At 71.3% G+C, this 18,607-nt stretch carries 17 protein-coding genes; 13 read left to right on the top strand and 4 right to left on the bottom strand.

All coding sequences use genetic code 11. The features are described 5' to 3' along the window. Window positions 1-56 precede the first annotated feature (56 nt). The 3 genes from uvrB to AB0O28_RS05345 all read left to right on the top strand — a co-directional run bounded on the left by uvrB (window position 57) and on the right by AB0O28_RS05345 (window position 3,840). A complete protein-coding gene (gene uvrB / locus AB0O28_RS05355) occupies window positions 57-2,168 on the top strand; it encodes an excinuclease ABC subunit UvrB (RefSeq protein ID WP_363636538.1) in 2,112 nt (703 codons plus the stop codon). 260 nt (window positions 2,169-2,428) lie between these two features. Further along, a complete protein-coding gene (locus tag AB0O28_RS05350) occupies window positions 2,429-2,968 on the top strand; it encodes a hypothetical protein (protein ID WP_363636536.1) in 540 nt (179 codons plus the stop codon). A 266-nt stretch (window positions 2,969-3,234) separates the two neighbouring features. After that, window positions 3,235-3,840, top strand: a complete 606-nt coding sequence (locus AB0O28_RS05345; protein WP_363636534.1) for a DUF4126 domain-containing protein — start codon at window positions 3,235-3,237, stop codon at window positions 3,838-3,840. Between the two features lie 54 nt (window positions 3,841-3,894). Here the strand turns inward: AB0O28_RS05345 and AB0O28_RS05340 are convergent, their stop codons facing one another. Together AB0O28_RS05340 and AB0O28_RS05335 are read right to left on the bottom strand one after the other, a co-directional pair. Then, on the bottom strand, window positions 3,895-4,473 hold the full coding sequence (locus tag AB0O28_RS05340; RefSeq protein ID WP_363636532.1) for a Uma2 family endonuclease: 579 nt from the start codon (window positions 4,471-4,473) through the stop codon (window positions 3,895-3,897). 125 nt (window positions 4,474-4,598) lie between these two features. Next, window positions 4,599-5,294 (bottom strand): acyltransferase, encoded by a 696-nt coding sequence (locus AB0O28_RS05335; protein ID WP_363636530.1) that lies wholly within the window; start codon window positions 5,292-5,294, stop codon window positions 4,599-4,601. Between the two features lie 156 nt (window positions 5,295-5,450). On the opposite strand from AB0O28_RS05335, the gene AB0O28_RS05330 reads away from it, so the two are divergent. The 9 genes from AB0O28_RS05330 (at window position 5,451) to AB0O28_RS05290 (ending at window position 14,951) form a co-directional block, all read left to right on the top strand. Further along, window positions 5,451-7,121 carry a CTP synthase gene (locus AB0O28_RS05330; protein ID WP_363636528.1) on the top strand — a complete coding sequence of 557 codons (1,671 nt, stop codon included), beginning with the start codon at window positions 5,451-5,453 and terminating at the stop codon, window positions 7,119-7,121. After that, window positions 7,118-7,747, top strand: a complete 630-nt coding sequence (locus AB0O28_RS05325) for an NUDIX hydrolase (protein ID WP_363636526.1) — start codon at window positions 7,118-7,120, stop codon at window positions 7,745-7,747. The genes AB0O28_RS05330 and AB0O28_RS05325 overlap by 4 nt, the downstream gene beginning before the upstream one ends. Window positions 7,748-7,782: 35 nt before the next feature. Further along, entirely contained in the window at window positions 7,783-8,700 is a 918-nt protein-coding gene (locus AB0O28_RS05320; RefSeq protein ID WP_363636524.1) for a site-specific tyrosine recombinase XerD, read from the top strand. A gap of 113 nt (window positions 8,701-8,813) precedes the next feature. After that, window positions 8,814-9,674 (top strand): AAA family ATPase, encoded by an 861-nt coding sequence (locus tag AB0O28_RS05315; protein WP_310738894.1) that lies wholly within the window; start codon window positions 8,814-8,816, stop codon window positions 9,672-9,674. 43 nt (window positions 9,675-9,717) lie between these two features. Continuing rightward, on the top strand, window positions 9,718-10,593 hold the full coding sequence (locus AB0O28_RS05310; protein WP_363636522.1) for a segregation/condensation protein A: 876 nt from the start codon (window positions 9,718-9,720) through the stop codon (window positions 10,591-10,593). A 167-nt stretch (window positions 10,594-10,760) separates the two neighbouring features. Next, a complete protein-coding gene (scpB, locus tag AB0O28_RS05305; protein WP_363637244.1) occupies window positions 10,761-11,303 on the top strand; it encodes an SMC-Scp complex subunit ScpB in 543 nt (180 codons plus the stop codon). After that, a complete protein-coding gene (locus AB0O28_RS05300; RefSeq protein ID WP_363636520.1) occupies window positions 11,303-13,213 on the top strand; it encodes a pseudouridine synthase in 1,911 nt (636 codons plus the stop codon). Before scpB ends, AB0O28_RS05300 begins: the two co-directional genes overlap by 1 nt. A 114-nt stretch (window positions 13,214-13,327) precedes the next feature. Further along, window positions 13,328-13,687 (top strand): chorismate mutase, encoded by a 360-nt coding sequence (aroH, locus tag AB0O28_RS05295; protein WP_363636518.1) that lies wholly within the window; start codon window positions 13,328-13,330, stop codon window positions 13,685-13,687. A gap of 169 nt (window positions 13,688-13,856) precedes the next feature. Then, window positions 13,857-14,951, top strand: coding sequence for a prephenate dehydrogenase (locus AB0O28_RS05290; protein ID WP_363636516.1), 1,095 nt, complete (start codon window positions 13,857-13,859; stop codon window positions 14,949-14,951). Here the strand turns inward: AB0O28_RS05290 and AB0O28_RS05285 are convergent. Beyond that, window positions 14,908-16,392 carry an MFS transporter gene (locus AB0O28_RS05285; protein ID WP_363636514.1) on the bottom strand — a complete coding sequence of 495 codons (1,485 nt, stop codon included), beginning with the start codon at window positions 16,390-16,392 and terminating at the stop codon, window positions 14,908-14,910. The genes AB0O28_RS05290 and AB0O28_RS05285 overlap by 44 nt on opposite strands. Beyond that, on the bottom strand, window positions 16,389-17,507 hold the full coding sequence (locus AB0O28_RS05280; RefSeq protein WP_363636512.1) for a MerR family transcriptional regulator: 1,119 nt from the start codon (window positions 17,505-17,507) through the stop codon (window positions 16,389-16,391). The genes AB0O28_RS05285 and AB0O28_RS05280 overlap by 4 nt, the downstream gene beginning before the upstream one ends. Window positions 17,508-17,762: 255 nt before the next feature. Between AB0O28_RS05280 and AB0O28_RS05275 the strand changes: the two genes are divergently transcribed. After that, entirely contained in the window at window positions 17,763-18,545 is a 783-nt protein-coding gene (locus AB0O28_RS05275) for a hypothetical protein (RefSeq protein ID WP_363636510.1), read from the top strand. Window positions 18,546-18,607: the final 62 nt, after the last annotated feature.

Raw genomic sequence — 18,607 nt, 5'->3', positions numbered from 1 at the left:
GTGTCTGTGCGGCCGCCCGCGCCGGTGGACGGGGCGAGTGAGGAGCTGAGCGGCCGATGACATCCATGACGGACCTGCAGCGGAAGGTCGCGCCCTTCCAGGTCGTCACCGAAATGACGCCGTCCGGCGACCAGCCCACGGCGATCGCGGAGCTGGAGCGCCGGGTCAGGGCAGGCGAGAAGGACAGCGTCCTGCTGGGCGCGACAGGCACCGGCAAGACCGCGACGGTGGCCTGGCTCATCGAGCGGGTGCAGCGCCCCACGCTGGTCATGCAGCCGAACAAGACGCTCGCCGCCCAATTCGCCAACGAGCTGCGCGAGATGCTGCCCAACAACGCCGTCGAATACTTCGTGTCGTACTACGACTACTACCAGCCCGAGGCGTACGTCCCGCAGAGCGACACCTACATCGAGAAGGACTCCTCGATCAACGAGGAGGTCGAGCGGCTGCGCCACTCGGCGACCTGGTCGCTGGTGTCACGCCGCGACGTGGTGGTCGTCGCCTCGGTCTCCTGCATCTACGGCCTGGGCACTCCGCAGGAGTACGTCGACCGGATGGTCGGGCTCAAGGTCGGCCAGCAGATCGAGCGCGACCAGCTGCTGCGGCGGCTGGTGGACATGCAGTACACGCGCAACGACCTGGCCTTCACCCGGGGCACGTTCCGGGTGCGCGGCGACACGGTCGAGGTCATCCCGGTCTACCAGGAGCTGGCCGTCCGCATCGAGATGTTCGGCGACGAGATCGAGAAGCTGGCGACGCTGCACCCGCTGACCGGGGAGGTCGTCGCCGAGGACGACGAGCTGCACATCTTCCCCGCCTCCCACTACGTGGCCGGTCCCGAGCGGATGGAGCGGGCCATCGCCGGCATCGAGGCGGAGCTGGCGGAGCGGCTCGCCGACCTGGAGCGGCAGGGCAAGCTGCTCGAGGCCCAGCGGCTGCGCATGCGCACCACCTACGACATCGAGATGATGCGCCAGGTCGGCACCTGCGCCGGGATCGAGAACTACTCGCGGCACATCGACGGCCGCGAGCAGGGCAGCCCGCCGCACACGCTGCTCGACTTCTTCCCCGACGACTTCCTGCTCGTCCTGGACGAGTCGCACCAGACCGTCCCGCAGATCGGCGCGATGTACGAGGGCGACGCCTCGCGCAAGCGGACGCTGGTCGACCACGGGTTCCGCCTGCCGTCGGCGATGGACAACCGCCCGCTCAAGTGGGAGGAGTTCCTGGAGCGCATCGGGCAGACCGTCTACCTGTCCGCCACGCCGGGGCCGTACGAGCTGGGCCGCAGCAAGGGCGAGGTGGTGGAGCAGGTCATCCGCCCCACCGGCCTGGTGGACCCCGAGGTGATCATCAAGCCGACCAAGGGCCAGATCGACGACCTCATGGAGGAGATCCGGGCACGGGCGGAGCGGGACGAGCGGGTCCTGGTCACCACGCTGACCAAGAAGATGGCCGAGGACCTCACCGACTATCTCCTCGACAACGGCATCCGGGTCCGCTACCTGCACAGCGAGGTCGACACGCTGCGCCGCATCGAGCTGCTGCGCGAGCTGCGGCTGGGCGAGTTCGACGTGCTGGTCGGCATCAACCTGCTGCGTGAGGGCCTCGACCTGCCCGAGGTGTCGCTGGTGTCGATCCTCGACGCCGACAAGGAGGGCTTCCTGCGCTCGGAGACCTCGCTCATCCAGACGATCGGCCGCGCGGCCCGCAACGTGTCCGGTCAGGTCCACATGTACGCCGACAAGATCACGCCCAGCATGGAGCGGGCGATCGAGGAGACCAACCGGCGCCGGGCCAAGCAGATCGCATACAACGAGGCGCACGGCATCGACCCGCAGCCGCTGCGCAAGAAGATCGCCGACATCCTGGACAGCCTTGTCCGGGAGGACGCCGACACCGCGCAGCTTCTCGGCGGCGCCGGGCGCCAGCAGTCGCGTGGCAAGGCGCCGGTGCCCGGCCTCGCGTCGCGCGGGGCGGGCCAGCACGCGAAGGCGATCGCGGGGGAGATGCCACGTGCTCAGCTGGAGTCGCTGATCGAGTCGCTGACCGAGCAGATGCACAACGCCGCCGCCGATCTGCAGTTCGAGGTGGCGGCCCGGCTGCGTGACGAGATCAAGGAGCTCAAGCGCGAGGTCCGCGACATGCGCGAGGCCGGAGTGAAGTGACGGCGCGGTGAGCACGCGATATCCCGTCCGGCAACGGATGAGCGCGCGACAAAAGTCGTGCCGAAGCGCAGCGCCGCATCCGGGGGAAACGCCGTTCAGTTTGTGAGGAATTGAGCGGCGCACGGTTCGAAGCGTGGTTGACCTGGGCTCGTGCGGGGAACGCATTCGTCCGCGTGTGGATGCGCTTCCACGCGTTGTGGGAGCGGCTCATGCGGAGCGGCTACCGCCGGGCGAATCCGTCTGTGGCAATCGGGGAAATCATGCGTTCGACGACCATCGCGTCCGGCCCCGCCGTTCGCCTCGCGGTCACCGCCGGGTCGGTGACCGCGCTCCTCGCCGGTTGCGGCGGGGGTGCGGTGCGGTCGTCCGCCACGACGCCGGTGAGCCGGCCGGTCATGCTCGCCCCCGTCTCTCCCGGCCCGTCCGCGACGCCGGTGCCGGCGCCGGTCCCCAGCACGTCGGCGACGCCGAGCGACCTCACCGGGTGCCGGGACGGCGACTGCGAGGCACGAGTGCGCGAAGGGGACCGGATCCCGATCGATCCGGGGCTCGGTGTGGACGAGATCACGGTGATCGGGCTGCGGGAAGACGCCGTGAGGGTCACCTTCACCGGCACCTCGACGGTCGTCGACGGCACGAACATCGGCATCAGCCGGAGCTGCTACAACGACCGCTGCCGGGTCAGGGGAGCGCTGACGATCAGCGTGAGCAGGCCGGGCCGCATCGGCGACGTCGGCCTGCGGCTCGCACGAGTCGAGGGCGACGCCGCCGTGCTGGTGCTCGAACCCGCCGGCCGCTGAGGGCAGCGACCTCGGAGGCAGTGACGTCCGAGGCAGAGACCTTGGAGGCAGTGACGTCCGAGGCAGAGACCTCGGATGCAGAGACCTCGGAGGCAGTGACTCCCACAGGCAGTGACGTCGCGAGTTCCGCACAACGCGGTCGAGCGCCGGCCCTGCGGGCTTTCCGCGCCGTTGGGCCCGATTCGCGGCAGTAACCGGGGACACGGCGCCGGGGCCGTCCGTTGACGGAAAGGCGGGATCGTCCCGTCCACCGGAGGAGGGTGCTCATGTTCGCGGCGCTCACCGGGCTCGGACTGTCGACCGCGGCCGGGCTCAACGCGTACATCCCGTTGCTGCTCGTCGGTGTGCTCGCCCGGCTCACCGACGCCGTGCGGCTGCCGGCCGAGTACGCGTGGCTGTCCGACACCTGGGTCCTCGCGATCGTCGCCGTGCTGATGATCGCCGAGTTCGTGCTCGACAAGGTGCCGGTGGTCGACCACGTCAACGACATGATCCAGACGGCGGTGCGGCCCGCCGCGGGCGGCGTGGTCTTCAGCGCCACGGCGGCCGCGGCGAAGATCGACAACTCGGCGTGGATGGCCGAACACCCGGCGGTCGGCTGGCTGCTGGGAATCGCCGTCGCCCTCACCGTGCATACGATCAAGGCCACCGCGCGGCCGGTGGTGAACGCCACCACGGTGGGTGTGGGTGCGCCGGTCGTCAGCACGGTCGAGGACGTGGGCTCGCTCGGCATGAGCCTGATCGCGATCTTCCTGCCCGTCCTGGTGGTGGTGGCGCTGGCGCTGCTGGCGTTCGTGGCCTGGCGGCTCATCCGCCGGGTGCGGCGTTATCGGGCGGCTCGCCGCGCCCGCGCCGCCGCGTCGCCCGGCTGACCCACGGGTCCGGCGTCGACGGCTGCCGACGGAGCCGGTCTCTGAATCGGCCGTTCAGCCGATGAACGGGCTCAGATCCAGGTCGATGTCCACGTCGAAGCCGACGTAGGTCGCGAGGCGCTTGCGATGGATTCCGGTCGGCACGTACGCCTTGACGCTCGGCTCCAGCTCGAACGTGTACGCGACCGGCTCCTGGTCATCCGGCTCTATCCGCCACAGGTATTTGATGCCGGCATTGGAATATTTGATCGGCTTCGTCACCCTGTCCCTTTCCGCCGACTCGGGAGAGACCACCTCGACCACTAGCTGGACGTCCTCCGGTCGGAAGGAAGTCGTCTTGAGGTCGGTCAGCGCGCTGCGCTTGACGATCATGAGGTCCGGTTCGGGCCGCTGCCGCAGGCCAAGGGTGATGCTCATCTCGCGTATGACACACAGGTCCTGAGGAGGCGTGAGCTCCCGCTCAAGCAGTCGCAGCATGAACATGTGGAACGCGGTCTGGGGGGACATCATGATGAGAGACCCATCGATCAGCTCGACGTGCGCGGGGGCGTCAGGGGGAAGATGGTCGAGCATGTCGGCGGTCCATCCGCCCGGCGGACCGGGATAGAACCACTCGGGGAAAGCCGCGGTCATCGGTGCCCTCCTCTCCCTAGGGTGATTACTCGACATGACAATCGTGCCACGAACCGTAGTTGCGGACTGCCCTTCTGCATAGTTGTCACCTGATGCGGTGTGCGCTGATCATCACTGACGCTTGGTCAGGCCGTACAGGACTCGTGCTCGGTGCGGAGGCGGGGGTCGGAGGGAAGGGGAGAGGTGAGGAGGGCGGCCGGGGGACTGTGCCAGCCGAGGTCGGGGGAGTGCCGCCGGACGATCTTGGCGGGGACGCCGGCGATGACCGAGTGGTCGGGGAACTCGCCGCGCACCACGGCGCCGCCCGCGACCACCGACTGGCGGCCGATCCGCGTCCCCGGCAGGATGATCGCCCCCGTCCCGATCCAGGAACCCGAGCCGATGGAGACCGGCTTGTTGCGCGGCCACTGCCGGCCGATGGGCGTCTCCGGGTCGTCGTACACGTGGTTCTGGTCGGTGATGTAGACGTAGGGGCCGGTGAAGACGTCGTCGCCGATGTCGATGGACTGGTGGCCGACGATGTGGCTGCCCCTGCCGATCGAGCAGCCCCGGCCGATCCGCACGATCGAGGCGGGCCCGAGGTCCACGCCGGGGCCCATGCCGGCGGAGATCGACACCCGCTCCCCGACGAGCGTGTGCGGGCCGATCTCGATCCACTGCTCGCCGAAGATGGCGCCCTGGGGGAAGGACAGGCACACTCCCTCGCCCATGCTGCGGAACCGGTAGCCCGCGGGTGCGGCCGGGCTGATCGCCGCGGCCTCCCGCACGTAGGCCCACCCTCGGTGCACCAGACGGCCGACGGCGCGCTTCACGAACGACATAACGCGACAAGTTACCGTTAGGTCGGCTTGTCGGCTATGGCGGGTTAGCGCACGTGGCAAGCCCAATGTTGCCCAGCGTTTGATATTCTGAGAGCCCGTGGGCATCGCGGCGTCCAATCCGGACGGCCGGATCGACATCGACCACGGGAGCTCTTCTTGCGCAGCGCCGCACAAACCAAGCATCTGTTCGTCACGGGCGGCGTCGCCTCCAGTCTCGGCAAGGGACTCACGGCCTCCAGCCTCGGTCGTCTCCTCAAGCTTCGCGGCCTCCGCGTCACGATGCAGAAGCTCGATCCCTACCTCAACGTCGACCCCGGCACGATGAACCCCTTCCAGCACGGCGAGGTGTTCGTCACCGACGACGGTGCCGAGACGGACCTCGACGTCGGCCACTACGAGCGCTTCCTCGACACCGAGCTGCACGGCTCCGCGAACGTCACCACCGGCCAGGTCTACTCGAACGTGATCGCCAAGGAGCGCCGCGGCGAGTACCTGGGCGACACCGTCCAGGTCATCCCGCACATCACCAACGAGATCAAGGACCGCATCCGCGGCATGGCCGGACCGGACGTCGACGTGGTGATCACCGAGGTCGGCGGCACCGTCGGCGACATCGAGTCGCTGCCGTTCCTGGAGGCCGTCCGGCAGGTCCGCCACGAGGTCGGCCGCGACAACGTCTTCTTCCTGCACGTCTCCCTGCTGCCGTACATCGGCCCGAGCGGGGAGCTGAAGACCAAGCCCACGCAGCACTCGGTCGCCGCGCTGCGCAGCATCGGCATCCAGCCCGACGCGATCGTGCTCCGCTCCGACCGCGCGGTGACCAACGCGGTCAAGCGGAAGATCAGCCTGATGTGCGACGTGGACGAGGACGCCGTCGTCTCGGCGATCGACGCCGCCTCGATCTACGACATCCCGAAGGTCCTGCACACCGAGGGGCTCGACGCGTACGTGGTGCGCCGGCTCGGCCTGCCGTTCCGCGATGTGGACTGGACCGAGTGGGACCAGCTCCTGCGCCGGGTCCACCGCCCGGCAAAGGAGGTCACGATCGCGCTGGTCGGCAAGTACATCGACCTGCCCGACGCGTACCTGTCGGTCACCGAGGCGCTGCGCGCGGGCGGCTTCGCCAACGACGCGCGGGTGAACATCCGCTGGGTCAAGAGCGACGACTGCGAGACCCCCGAGGGCGCGGCCCGCGAGCTGGACGGCGTCGACGGCGTGCTGATCCCCGGCGGCTTCGGCGTGCGCGGCATCGAGGGCAAGGTCGGCGCCGTACGGCACGCGCGCGAACAGCGCGTCCCCCTGCTCGGCATCTGCCTGGGCATGCAGTGCATCGTCATCGACGCGGCCCGCAACCTGGCCGGCATCGAGGGCGCCGACAGCACGGAGTTCGACCCCGAGACCGTCAACCCGGTCATCTCCACCATGGCCGACCAGAAGGACGTCGTCGCCGGGGAGCGCGACATGGGCGGCACCATGCGGCTCGGCCTCTACCCGGCCAAGCTCGTGGAGGGCTCGCTGGCCCGCCGCATGTACGGCAAGGCCAAGGTGGAGGAGCGGCACAGGCACCGCTACGAGGTGAACAACTCCTACCGGGAGCGGCTGGAGAAGGTCGGCATGGTGTTCTCCGGCCTGTCGCCCGACGGCCGCCTCGTCGAGTACGCCGAGCTGGCCACCGACCAGCACCCCTTCTTCATCGGCACGCAGGCCCACCCCGAGTTCCGCTCCCGCCCGACCCGGTCGCATCCCCTGTTCAAGGGGCTGGTCCAGGCCGCGCTGGAGTACGCGGGCCGGCGCGAGAACGCGGCGAAGGCGGGGCGGGCCAAGTGACCACGGAGAACACGGTGAATGTGGAGGACTCCGAGGAGTCCTGGAACGTCGTCGCCTCCGCCGAGCGCTTCGCCGGGCGGATCATCACGGTGCGCACCGACACCGTCGAGATGCCCGGCGGGGTGACCGCCGACCGCGACTACGTCGTCCACCCCGGCTCGGTCGCGGTGCTCGCCCTCGACGACGAGGACCGGGTGCTGCTGATCCGCCAGTACCGGCACCCCGCCCGGCGCCTGCTGTGGGAGCTGCCCGCCGGCATCCGCGACGTGCCGGGCGAGCCGCTGGTGGAGTGCGCGGCGCGCGAGCTCGCCGAGGAGGCCGCCTACCGGGCGCGCACGTGGCACACGCTGGTCGACCTGCGCACCTCTCCGGGCATGTCGGACGAGCGCATCCGGGTCTTCCTGGCCCGCGGCGTGGAGCCGATCCCCGACGAGGAGAACACCTACGTGCGCCACCACGAGGAGACCGACATGCCGGCGGTCTGGATTCCCCTGGCCACGGCGGTCGGCAAGGCGCTGAGCGGAATGATCCACAATTCTCCTGCCGTCGCCGGTATCCTCGCCGCGTACGCTGCTTCCGCCGGCGGATTCAAGGGCCTTCGTCCCGCCGACGCGCCGGAGGCATGAGTCCGTAGGGAGACATCCTGAGCGAGCCCGAGGCGGTGCTGTCCAGCTACCTCGCCCATCTGGCGGTGGAGCGGGGGCTGTCTGCCAACACGCTCGCGTCCTACCGCCGCGACCTGCGCCGATACGTCGAACATCTGCGGGCGCGCGGGCTCGAGACGTTCGCGCAGGTCGACGAGTCGGACGTGGTCGCCTTCCTCGCCGCGTTGCGGGAGGGCGACGAGGACCATCCGGCGCTGGTCGCCAGCTCGGCCGCCCGCGCAGTGTCGGCCGTGCGCGGGCTGCACCGCTTCGCCCTCCGCGAGGGCGTGGCCGGTCACGACCCCGCGCACGAGGTGCGCCCGCCGCGGCAGCTCCGGCGGCTCCCCAAGGCGATCACCGTCGCGGAGGTCGAGCGGCTCATCGCCGCCTGCGGCCCCGAGGAGTCGCCGCTCGCCCTGCGCAACCGCGCGCTGCTGGAGGTCCTGTACGGCACGGGCGCCCGGATCTCCGAGGCCGTCGGGCTGGCGGTGGACGACGTGCCCGCCGGCCCGGACAACGTCGAGGAGCAGGTGCGGCTACGTGGCAAGGGCGGGCGGACCAGGATCGTGCCCCTCGGCCGCTTCGCCCGCCAGGCACTCGACGCGTACCTGGTCAGGGCCAGGCCCGGTCTGTCGGCGCACGGCCGGGGGACGCCCGCGCTGTTCCTCAACGCGCGGGGCGGGCGGCTCACCCGGCAGGGCGCCTGGGAGGTGCTTCAGGCGGCGGCGGAACGAGCCGGACTGTCCGGTGTATCGCCGCACATGTTGCGCCATTCGTTCGCAACCCACCTCCTGGACGGGGGCGCCGACGTTAGGGTTGTCCAGGAGTTGCTCGGCCACGCCTCGGTGACCACCACGCAGGTGTACACCCTGGTGACGGTCGACAAGCTCCGGGAGGTCTACGCGGCGGCGCATCCCCGCGCGTTGCATTTGTAAAGACGCCCGTGGCGCGCCGCCTTGCCGACCACGTGCCTACCCTTTAGATTCGATCAGGTTCGAGGGCCGTCAGGGAGGACCAACAGGTGACTGCGACCACAGACGGGACGTGGGTGGGCGCTCCCGGCGCGATCGGGCCTACCGGCCGTCCCCGTCCGGTGTTCCCCGAGCCGACACCGCCGGAGTCGCACGGGCCCGCGCGCATCGTCGCGATGGTGAACCAGAAGGGTGGCGTCGGCAAGACGACGACCACGATCAACCTGGGCGCGGCGCTCGCCGAGGTGGGCCAGCGGGTCCTGCTCGTCGACTTCGACCCGCAGGGTGCGCTGTCGGTCGGTCTCGGCATCGACCCCCGGCCGCTCGAGGCGACGGTCTACGACCTCATCATGGAGGAGCCCGACGTCACGGTCGAGGACGTGCTGATCGACACCACCGTCGAGGGCATGCAGCTCCTGCCGAGCAACATCTTCCTGTCCGGTGCGGAGATCCGGCTCGTCAACGAGGTCGCGCGGGAGTACGCCCTCCAGCGGGCCCTGGAGCCCCTGCTGCCGCACTACGACATCTGCCTGATCGACTGCCAGCCGTCCCTGGGCCTGCTCACGGTCAACGCGCTGACCTGCGCGCACAGCGTGATGATCCCGCTGGAGTGCGAGTTCTTCGCGCTGCGTGGCGTGGCGCTGCTGATGGAGTCGATCGGCAAGGTCCAGGAGCGCCTCAACAAGAACCTGGAGATCGACGGCCTGCTCGCCACGATGTACGACCCGCGGACGCTGCACGCCCGCGAGGTGCTGCAGACGATCATGCAGGGCTTCGGCGACAAGGTGTTCCACACCGTCATCAACCGGACGGTGCGCTTCCCCGACGCCACTTTGGCGGGGGAGCCCATCACGCAGTTCGACCCCGGTTCGATGGGCGCCACCGCCTACCGCGAGCTGGCCCGCGAGCTGCTGGCCAGATGGCCCGCCCGCGTCTGACAGTGATGGCGTAGGTGCCGGGCGTACACGCCGGTAGGGGACAATGGCAGGTGTGACGACCGGCCAGGAGACCGACCAGGGGAGCGAGGAGAGCGCGCAGAGCGGCTTCCAGGTGCACCTGGACGTCTTCGAGGGGCCGTTCGACCTGCTGCTCGGGCTGATCTCCAAGCACAAGCTGGACATCACCGAGGTGTCCCTGCACAAGGTCACCGACGAGTTCATCGCGTACATCCGGTCGCGAGGCCCGGAGTGGGACCTCGACCAGACCAGCCACTTCCTGCTCGTCGCGGCGACCCTGCTCGACCTCAAGGCGGCCCGGCTCCTGCCCTCCGGAGAGGTGGAGGACGAGGAGGACCTCGCACTGCTGGAGGCCCGCGACCTGCTGTTCGCGCGGCTGCTGCAGTACCGGGCGTACAAGGAGGTCGCGAAGATCTTCTCCGGCCGGATGGCCGAGGAGGCGCTGCGCTTCCCGCGCGTCGTGCCGATGGAGAAGCGCTTCGCCGATCTGCTGCCGGAACTCGTGCTCGGCATCGGGCCCGAGCAGCTCGCCAAGATCGCGGCAAGGGCCTTCACCCCGAAGGCTCCGCCGTCCGTGTCGGTCTCGCACATCTATCAACCCCTGGCGAGCGTCCGGGAGCAAGCCGCTATCCTTGTCGAGCGGCTGAGGCGGCTGCAGACGGCGACCTTCCGGGCGCTGACCGCCGACTGCGCGGGGACGTTCGAGGTCGTCGCCCGCTTCCTGGCCGTCCTTGAGCTGTTCCGGGAGGCCGCGGTCTCCTTCGAGCAGGTCGAACCGCTCGGCGACCTGTACGTCACCTGGACGGGAACCGCTGACGGCGACGTCACGGTCGGCGACGACTACGACGACGGCCGGCGCGAGGAGCGGCCCGACGAGGCGGCCGCCGTACGGGACGAGTGAGACGGGCGGCTCCGGTCGTGCCGAGGCGGCCGGACGGGAAGCGCCGAAGAGCGGCGCCGGCGACGGCACGACAGAGACGGAACCACCCGCACGACGAGCGAGGAGCGATGGAAGTGAGCGACACCCCCGGCTCCGGCGACGCAAGCCCCGGGGAGGGGGCGCCGGCCGTGGGGCCGGCGCTCACCGCGGCCCTCGAGGCGATCCTCATGGTGGTGGACGAGCCGGTCGCCGAGGTGACCCTCGCGCAGGTGCTCGAACGTCCCACGGCGGAGGTGGCCGCCGCGATCCGCGCGCTGTCGGAGGAATACACGGCCTCCGGGCGGGGTTTCGACCTGCGAGAGGTGGCCGGAGGCTGGCGCTTCTACACCAGGGCCGAATGCGCCCCGTTGGTGGAGAGGTTCGTCAGGGACGGCCAGCAGGCGCGGCTGACGCAGGCCGCGCTGGAGACCCTCGCCGTGGTCGCCTACCGGCAGCCCGTCAGCCGGGCCAAGGTGGCGGCGGTGCGCGGCGTGAGCAGCGACGGCGTCATGCGGACGCTGGTCGCACGTGGCCTCGTGGAAGAGGCCGGAACCGACCCGGAGAGCCAGGCGGTGCTCTACCGGACGACGAGTTACTTCCTGGAGAGACTGGGGTTGCGGAGCCTTGACGAGCTTCCCGAACTCGCCCCGTTCCTCCCGGACGACGTGGAAATTCTTGAGGAGCAGAAGTAGTGAACAACAGGCGTGGCACCCCGTCCGGTGAGGGACGCGGTCGGAGCCGGAGCACCGGTCAGCAGGGCGCGAGCTCGCGTGGATCCCGCGGGGGTTCGGGCGGTTTCCGCCCCCAGGGCGACCGGCGCGGCGGCTCCCGCGTCACTGGTTCCCGGTCCGGGTACGGTTTCGACTCCAGGTCCGACAGGTCCGACTCCAGGTCCGACAGGTCGGACAGGCCGGACTCCAGGCGCTTCCGTGACGAGGGCGCACCGCGCGGCGACCGGTACGGCGATCGCCGCACCGGCGACGCCCGTGGTGACCGTTCCCGCGGCCGCTATGGTGACACCGGTCGTTACGACGACTCTGGCCGCCGCGACGCGCGTTCCGGCGGCGAGCGGGACCGCGGCGACGAGCGGTCCTCCTTCCGCGCCGAGCGGAGCGGACCCCGCGGCCGGTACGGCAGGCCCGAGGGTGGCCGTTCCGGCGGCCGTGACGCCGGTCGTGGCTTCGACCGGGACAACGGCCGTGGTTCCCAGCGTGACTTCGACCGCGACCGCGCTTCCGGCCAGGAGCGCGGCACCCGGGAGGCCTTCTCCGCCGACCGTCCCTCGTTCCGTACCGAGGGGACCGGTTCGCGCGGCCGCTATGGCAGGCCGGAGGGCGGCCGGGACCGGCTGCGCGACCGCGACGGCGGCTACCAGACGGCCCGGGAGACGGGGCGTGCGACCGGACGGCCGGCCTTCCGCGACGAGGAGCGCGGCGGCAGGACCGGCGATCGCGACAGGTACGACAGCCGCGGCGAGCGCGGCGACCGTCAGGCATGGAGCGAGCGCGGCGACCGGGACGGCCGGGGCGAGCGCGGCGGCCGTCCGGCGTGGAGCGACCGGGGCGAGCGCGGTGACCGTGAGGTCCGGGGTGCGCGAGCCGGGCGCGGCGACTTCCGTGCCGCGAGCGGTGGCGGCAGGGGCCGGGCGAGCCGTGACGAGGTGCAGACGATCGGCCGCGTGGGCGGCGGGCGCGGCCGGTTCGGCGGCCCGAGAACGGGCACGGGGGCCGGCGCGGGCTCGCGGGGCGCGGCCCGGCCGGCGGGAGGTCCCAGGAGTTCCGGCGCGAGCAACCCGTTCAAGACGTCCAAGCAGCCGCTGCGCGACCCGGACTTCTACGACGAGGGCTACACAGACGAGCGCGACACGACCGAGGTGCCGGGCGGTGAGCGGCTGCAGAAGGTGCTCGCCCAGGCCGGGGTGGCCAGCCGGCGGGCCTGCGAGGAGATGATCGGCGACGGCCGGGTGACGGTGGACGGCCAGACGGTGCGCCGCTTCGGCGCCCGGGTCGATCCCGCCAAGCAGGTCATCCACGTCGACGGCAAGCGCATCCCGACGTCCTCGGACACCGTCTACTACGCGATCAACAAGCCGATCGGTGTGGTGAGCACGATGGACGACCCCGAGGGCCGGCCGTGCCTGAACGACTACGTGCAGGATCTCGCGCCCCGGCTGTTCCACGTGGGGCGTCTCGACACCGAGACCGAGGGCCTGCTGCTGCTGACCAACGACGGCGAGCTTGCCCACCGGCTGACCCACCCGAGCTACGGCGTGCAGAAGAAGTACTGGGCCAAGGTGCCCGGTCCCGTCGCCCGCGACCTGCACAAGGTGCTGCGCAAGGGCGTGGAACTGGAGGACGGCCTGGCCAAGGTGGACGAGTTCCGCGTCGTGCAGGAGCACGGCCAGCAGGCGCTCGTCGAGGTCGTCCTGCACGAAGGGCGCAAGCACATCGTCCGGCGGCTGTTGGAGACGGTCGGGCACCGGGTGATCGACCTGGCCCGCATCGAGTTCGGTCCGGTCAAGCTCGGGCGGCTCAAGCCGGGAACCGTACGCGCGCTCACCGTGCAGGAGATCGGTGAGCTGTACGCGGCGGTCGGCCTGTAGCCTTTCCCGCGCGGCGGGCGAAAGCCTCAAGCCGGGAAGAATTGGCGGAAAGTGCGTAGATGGGCCGGGCTTCTCCCCGGAGGAGACCGGCCCGTCCCAGAGAGGGGTTACGACATGGTGCGGGCGATTCGCGGAGCCATCCAGGTCGACGGCAACGATCGAGACGCGATCCTCACCGGGACGACGGAACTGGTGACCGAGGTGATGGGGCGCAACAACCTCACGACCGACGACGTCATCAGCGTGATCTTCACGTCCACGCCCGACCTGACCGCCGAGTTCCCCGCGCTGGCCGCGCGCAAGCTCGGGTTCCACGACGTGCCGCTGCTGTGCGCGACCGAGATCGACGTGCCGGGCGCGCTCCCGCGCGTGGTGCGGCTGATGGCCCATGTGCAGACGGACCGTCCCCGGCAGGAGATCCAGCATGTGTACCTGCGCGGCGCCGTGGCGTTGCGCGTGGACATCGCCCAGTGACGGCGCGCGGACACCGCCCCGATAACCGATGAGCACCGCCCGATGAACGTCGCTCCGTAGGCCCTCGTCCGGCAGTTCGAGGCGGCGGGTCCGCAGACAACCACAATTCCCCATAAGGCATCCGTCACAGGACAGCGCGCCTGGGGACGGCGACGGCAGGAAGAGCACGATGACTCCCATCGAGGACGCCGAGATCGGCAGTGTGGTCGTTATCGGGACGGGCCTGATCGGCACGTCGATCGCACTGGCGCTGCGGCAGCGGGACGTGCGGGTCTTCCTGGCCGACCGGGACGCGGCAGCCGTACGGCTGGCGCGTGGGCTGGGCGCGGGGGAGGACTGGACCGGTGAGCAGCGGGCGGACCTCGCGGTCATCGCCGTGCCGCCCCAGTTCGTGGCGCAGCAACTCCTCGACCTGCAAAAGCGCGACAGCGCCCGCTTCTACACCGACGTGGCGAGCGTGAAGGCGCTCCCGCTGGCCCAGGCCGCCCAGCTGGGCTGTGACCTGTCGGCGTACGTCGCGGGGCACCCGCTCGCGGGCCGTGAGCGGTCCGGCCCGGCGGCGGCCCGCGCCGACCTGTTCCTCGGCCGCCCCTGGGCGTACTGCCCGACGGACGAGACGTCCCCGCGGGCGGTGGCCGCGGTGGAGCGGCTGATCTCCCTGTGCGGCGGCAACGCCGTGCGGATCCCCGCGGCCGAGCACGATCGCGCCGTCGCGGTCGTCTCGCACGCTCCGCACGTGACGGCCGCCGCGGTGGCCGCCCGGCTGGCCGAGGCGTCGGAGACGGCGCTCGGGCTGTCGGGGCAGGGCGTGCGCGACGTGACGAGGATCGCCGCAGGCGACCCGTCGCTGTGGACCGGCATCCTCGCGGGCAACGCGCTGCCCGTCGCCGAGGTGCTGGAGGCGCTCGTGAACGATTTGAGCGCCGCCGCCCGGTCGCTTCGCGCGCTGGCGGGTGACGGCGCGGCCATGGGGGAGGTCACCGAGCTCCTGTCGCGCGGTGTGCGGGGGACCGGCAGGATCCCCGGCAAGCACGGCGGCCCGGCGCGGACGTACGCGGTGGTCCAGGTGCTCATCGGCGACCGTCCCGGCGAGCTGGCCCGCCTGGTCCAGGCCGCGGGCGAGACCGGCGTCAACATCGAGGACATCCGCCTGGAGCACGCCCCCGGCCTGCCGCTCGGCGCGGCCGAGCTGTACGTCCAGCCGGAGGCGGCGGACCTGCTCAGCGAGGGCCTGCGTGAGCGTGGCTGGCAGGTGCCGGGCTGACCCGATCCCGCGGCAGGCCGCCCGGCGGCGTCCGGGCAGCCGCCGCGCGCGGCGCGGGGGCAGTGTAGTGGCGCAGGCCTGGGTTCGCCCAGGCGATCGCCGCCACGGTGACCACGGTGAGCAGCCCCCCGGCGCAGATCGCGAGGCGTGGGCCGTACAGCGCGCCGGCGACATCGTGAAGCGCAGCGCCGGCAATACCGTGCAGTAGGTTCGCGATCTGTGGTCCCCCGACCAGCACGACGGTGAGCGCGCCCTGGACGCGCCCGCGCATGGCGTCGGCGGTGTGCGCCTGCATGATCGTGGTGCGGAAGGTGCTCAGCACGAAATTCACCGCGCCGCCGAGCACGAGCGCCGCCAGCGCGATCCACAGCTCGACGGCCAGGCCGACAAGCACGACGGCGATCCCCCAGGCGATGGCGGCGCCCGCCACGAGGGCGCCGTGGCGCCGGGCACGGGTGAACGTGCCTGACAGCATTCCGGCCAGGAAGACCCCGGCGGGGTAGGCCGCGTAGAGCAGTCCCGTTTCCAGGCCGCCCCCGGCCGCGCCGCCGAAGGCGTCGCGGGCCAGTTCGGGGAAAAGCGCCGACGGCATGCCGAAGGCCATGGCCGCGAAGTCCACGGCCAGCACCGCCACCAGCAGCCGGTTGGCCGCCAGATATCGGAACCCGGTCAGTGTCCGGCCGGTCGCCGAGGAGCTCGGGCCGCCGTCGGCCCCGCCCGCAGGGCCTACCGCGCCCGCCCCGGCCACCGCGCCCGCAGGGCCTGCGCCTACCCCGCCCGCAGGGCTCAGGGCGGGAGGTGACGGCAGCGGCGGCAGCGGCGGCAGCGGCGGCAGCATGGCGACGGCCCACACCACGGCGAGCAGCGCGACGGCGTCGAACAGGTACAGCGTGCCGAGCCCGATGACCGGGACCAGCGCACCGGCGAGCACCGGCCCCAGGATCGACCCGCTGTAGCGGACCAGTGAGCTGAGGCTGTTGGCCGCCGGCAGCAGCTCGGCCGGGACGAGGCGGGGCACGGTGGCCCCCGTCGTCGTCATGACCGTCCCGAAGGCCAGCCCCTGCAACGCCACGGCAACCAGCAGGACGGGGACGGAGCGGCCGCCCAGGACGGCTTGGACCCACAGGGTCGTGTAGGCCAGCGCCAGGCCGAGATCGGCGGCCAGCAGCATCGTCCGCCGGTCCATCACGTCGGCGAGGGCGCCGCTCCCCAGCGCCGCCACGACCAGCGCGGCGAACGACACCGCCGCGGCGGCTCCCACAGCCGCCGACGAGCCGGTGACCGTGAACAGTTGCGTCGGCACCGCGACCACGCTGAAGGATCCGCCCACGGCACAGATCACCGAGGCGGCCCACATCCGCCGGAACGGCGGGATGGCCAGCGGCCGGCAGTCGACGGCGAAGGATCGGGAACGGGGCGCCCGCACGCTCGTGGCGCTCATCGCGCGGCCCCGCCGTCGCCGGCGCCCGCGGATTCCTCCTCATCCGCCACCACGTCGGCGACCACGCAGGCGACGTTGTCGGGGGCGCCGGCGGCGTACGCCAGGTCGATGAGCTCGTCGGCGGTCTGCTGCGGGTCTCCGGGACCGGCGAGCGTCTCGCGCAGCACGGCGGCCGGCACGACGCTCGGCAGCCCGTCCGAGCAGAGCAACCACCGGTCGCCGGGGACGGCGTCGTGCATCGACAGATCCGGCGGGTGGTTTCCCGTACCGGTCAGCGCGCGGACCAGAAGCGAGCGCCGCGGGTGGGAGACGGCCTCCTCGGGAGTGAGCCGGCCCTCGTCGATCAGCGACTGCACGTACGAGTGATCATGCGTGATCTGGAACAGCCCACCGTCGCGGAGCAGGTACGCCCGGGTGTCGCCGATGTGCACCAGTGCCAGCCGCGGCCCGGACCAGACGAGCGCGGTCAGCGTGGTGACCACCTGTTCCGACGGTGTCGAGGCGGCGATGTCCTTGATGGCCCGCTCGGCCTCGCCGACGGCGTCGGCGAGCGCGGCGAGCAGGTCGGCGGTGGGCACGGACAGGCTCCGCACGCGCTTGAGCGCGTCGACCGCCGCCGCACCGGCGCGGCCGCCGCCCGGGCCGCGCATCCCGTCCGCCACCGCCAGCAACCGCTCACCGGCGTAGGCGATGTCCTCGTTGCTCGTCCGCACCCGGCCCGGCTCCGACCGGGCGGCGTAACGGATGCCCAGCACGGCCGTGATGTCCTCCATGGCACTGCCCCTTCCCGACAGGTGGTCGACGAGGAAGGCGGCGAGCCTGCCGCGGGCCTCGGTCTCGGCCGTGACCTGCCGCCAGTAGGCGGCGACCTCTTCGGCGGCGTCCGGCGCGGGCAGGTCGCACACCTGCCGGATGCGCGCCAGCGGCATGCCGATCTGCCGCAACCAGGCGATCAGGCGGGCCTGCTCCAGTTGGCCGGGGTCGTAGTAGCGGTATCCCGACTCGCCGTCCACCGCGGCCGGTCGCAGCAGCCCGAGTTCGTCGTACAGCCGCAACGCCTTGGGCGACAGCCGGGCGGCCCGCGCGAATGTCCCGATGGTCAGCAGCTCACGCACCACTCCTCCTCGTCCCGGCCGTCATGGCCGGTGCCGACGATGCTGCGGCTTCACCCAGGGGCAAGGTCAACACGCGGAGGGAGCCACACGCGGACGCGGTGGGGCCACGCCCTGACGGACCGCCGCCTTGACGTTCGCTTGCAGCGCGGATCGGCCAGCGGAGATCAAGGGACCTGCAAGGGGGCGGCCGTTCACTGAGTGCACAAGCCCGGCAGCCAGGGGAAACGCCGGGAGCCGCCCCCTGAGGAGATCATCATGAAGCGCACCGCTCTTGGCATGGCCGCCGCCGCGATCACCGGCCTCACCGCCCTCCCCGCCGTCGCCACTTCCGCGTCCGCCGCCGACTACGGCCCCGACACCTGTGTGAGCGGCTACGTCTGGCGCGAGGCACGCCCTTCCGACCACGTCTGCGTCACCCCGGCCGTCCGCACGCAGACCGCCAAGGACAACAGCGTCAGGTTCTCCCGCTGGACCAACGGAGCATACGGCCCGCACACCTGCGTGACGGGCTACGTCTGGCGCGAGGCTTTCACCGGTGACGACGTCTGCGTCACGCCGGCCGTACGTCAGCAGGCGCGCAACGACAACGCCGCCGCGGCCGGTCGCCGGGCCTCGTCCTCCGGCATCGCGTCCCCGATCGTCATCAACCGCAGAGTCAACTTCAGCGGAGGGGTCCCGGTCGGTGGCTGGACCTCGCTGACCGTGTACCGCGACGGGACGTACCAGTGGTCCGGGCACATGCACGACTCGGGCGGCACCAGCTACAACTTCTCGGGCGTCTGCGTGGTCCGCACGTCGTCGGGCTCGGCTTTCGTCTTCGAGACCTTCGGGCGGCTCCACGGGACGTTCGACTCCGGATCCCGCGACCACAACTGGAACAAGTCAGGCACCATCTCCTCCCTGCCGACGGCCTGGCGTGCCTCCTCGGGGTACACGTGGAGCTGCCAGAACAGCGTCAAGCTCAACCTCGACGGCACGGTGAAGACCGCGCTCGACGCCGTCGGATACGTCAAGTCGGTCATCGCGATCGTCGCTTAGAGCGATCGCGGATCGGACGATCGAGGAGGAGGGCCGGGTCGCCCGGCCCTCCTCCGGACATG

This window comes from Microbispora sp. NPDC088329 (assembly GCF_040685655.1).
GTDB lineage: Bacteria > Actinomycetota > Actinomycetes > Streptosporangiales > Streptosporangiaceae > Microbispora.
Note: the sequence above shows the minus strand (reverse complement) of the source record. Positions and strands in the feature narration are given on the sequence as shown.

What these genes read in the sequence shown, in the direction of transcription:
- AB0O28_RS05290 (WP_363636516.1), top strand. Translation starts at nt 13,857, where the DNA reads ATGACTCCCATCGAGGACGCCGAGATCGGCAGTGTGGTCGTTATCGGG.
- AB0O28_RS05275 (WP_363636510.1), top strand. Translation starts at nt 17,763, where the DNA reads ATGAAGCGCACCGCTCTTGGCATGGCCGCCGCCGCGATCACCGGCCTC.
- AB0O28_RS05345 (WP_363636534.1), top strand. Translation starts at nt 3,235, where the DNA reads ATGTTCGCGGCGCTCACCGGGCTCGGACTGTCGACCGCGGCCGGGCTC.
- AB0O28_RS05340 (WP_363636532.1), bottom strand. Translation starts at nt 4,473, where the DNA reads ATGACCGCGGCTTTCCCCGAGTGGTTCTATCCCGGTCCGCCGGGCGGA.
- AB0O28_RS05310 (WP_363636522.1), top strand. Translation starts at nt 9,718, where the DNA reads ATGGCAGGTGTGACGACCGGCCAGGAGACCGACCAGGGGAGCGAGGAG.
- aroH (WP_363636518.1), top strand. Translation starts at nt 13,328, where the DNA reads ATGGTGCGGGCGATTCGCGGAGCCATCCAGGTCGACGGCAACGATCGA.
- AB0O28_RS05285 (WP_363636514.1), bottom strand. Translation starts at nt 16,392, where the DNA reads ATGAGCGCCACGAGCGTGCGGGCGCCCCGTTCCCGATCCTTCGCCGTC.
- AB0O28_RS05335 (WP_363636530.1), bottom strand. Translation starts at nt 5,294, where the DNA reads ATGTCGTTCGTGAAGCGCGCCGTCGGCCGTCTGGTGCACCGAGGGTGG.
- uvrB (WP_363636538.1), top strand. Translation starts at nt 57, where the DNA reads ATGACATCCATGACGGACCTGCAGCGGAAGGTCGCGCCCTTCCAGGTC.
- AB0O28_RS05350 (WP_363636536.1), top strand. Translation starts at nt 2,429, where the DNA reads ATGCGTTCGACGACCATCGCGTCCGGCCCCGCCGTTCGCCTCGCGGTC.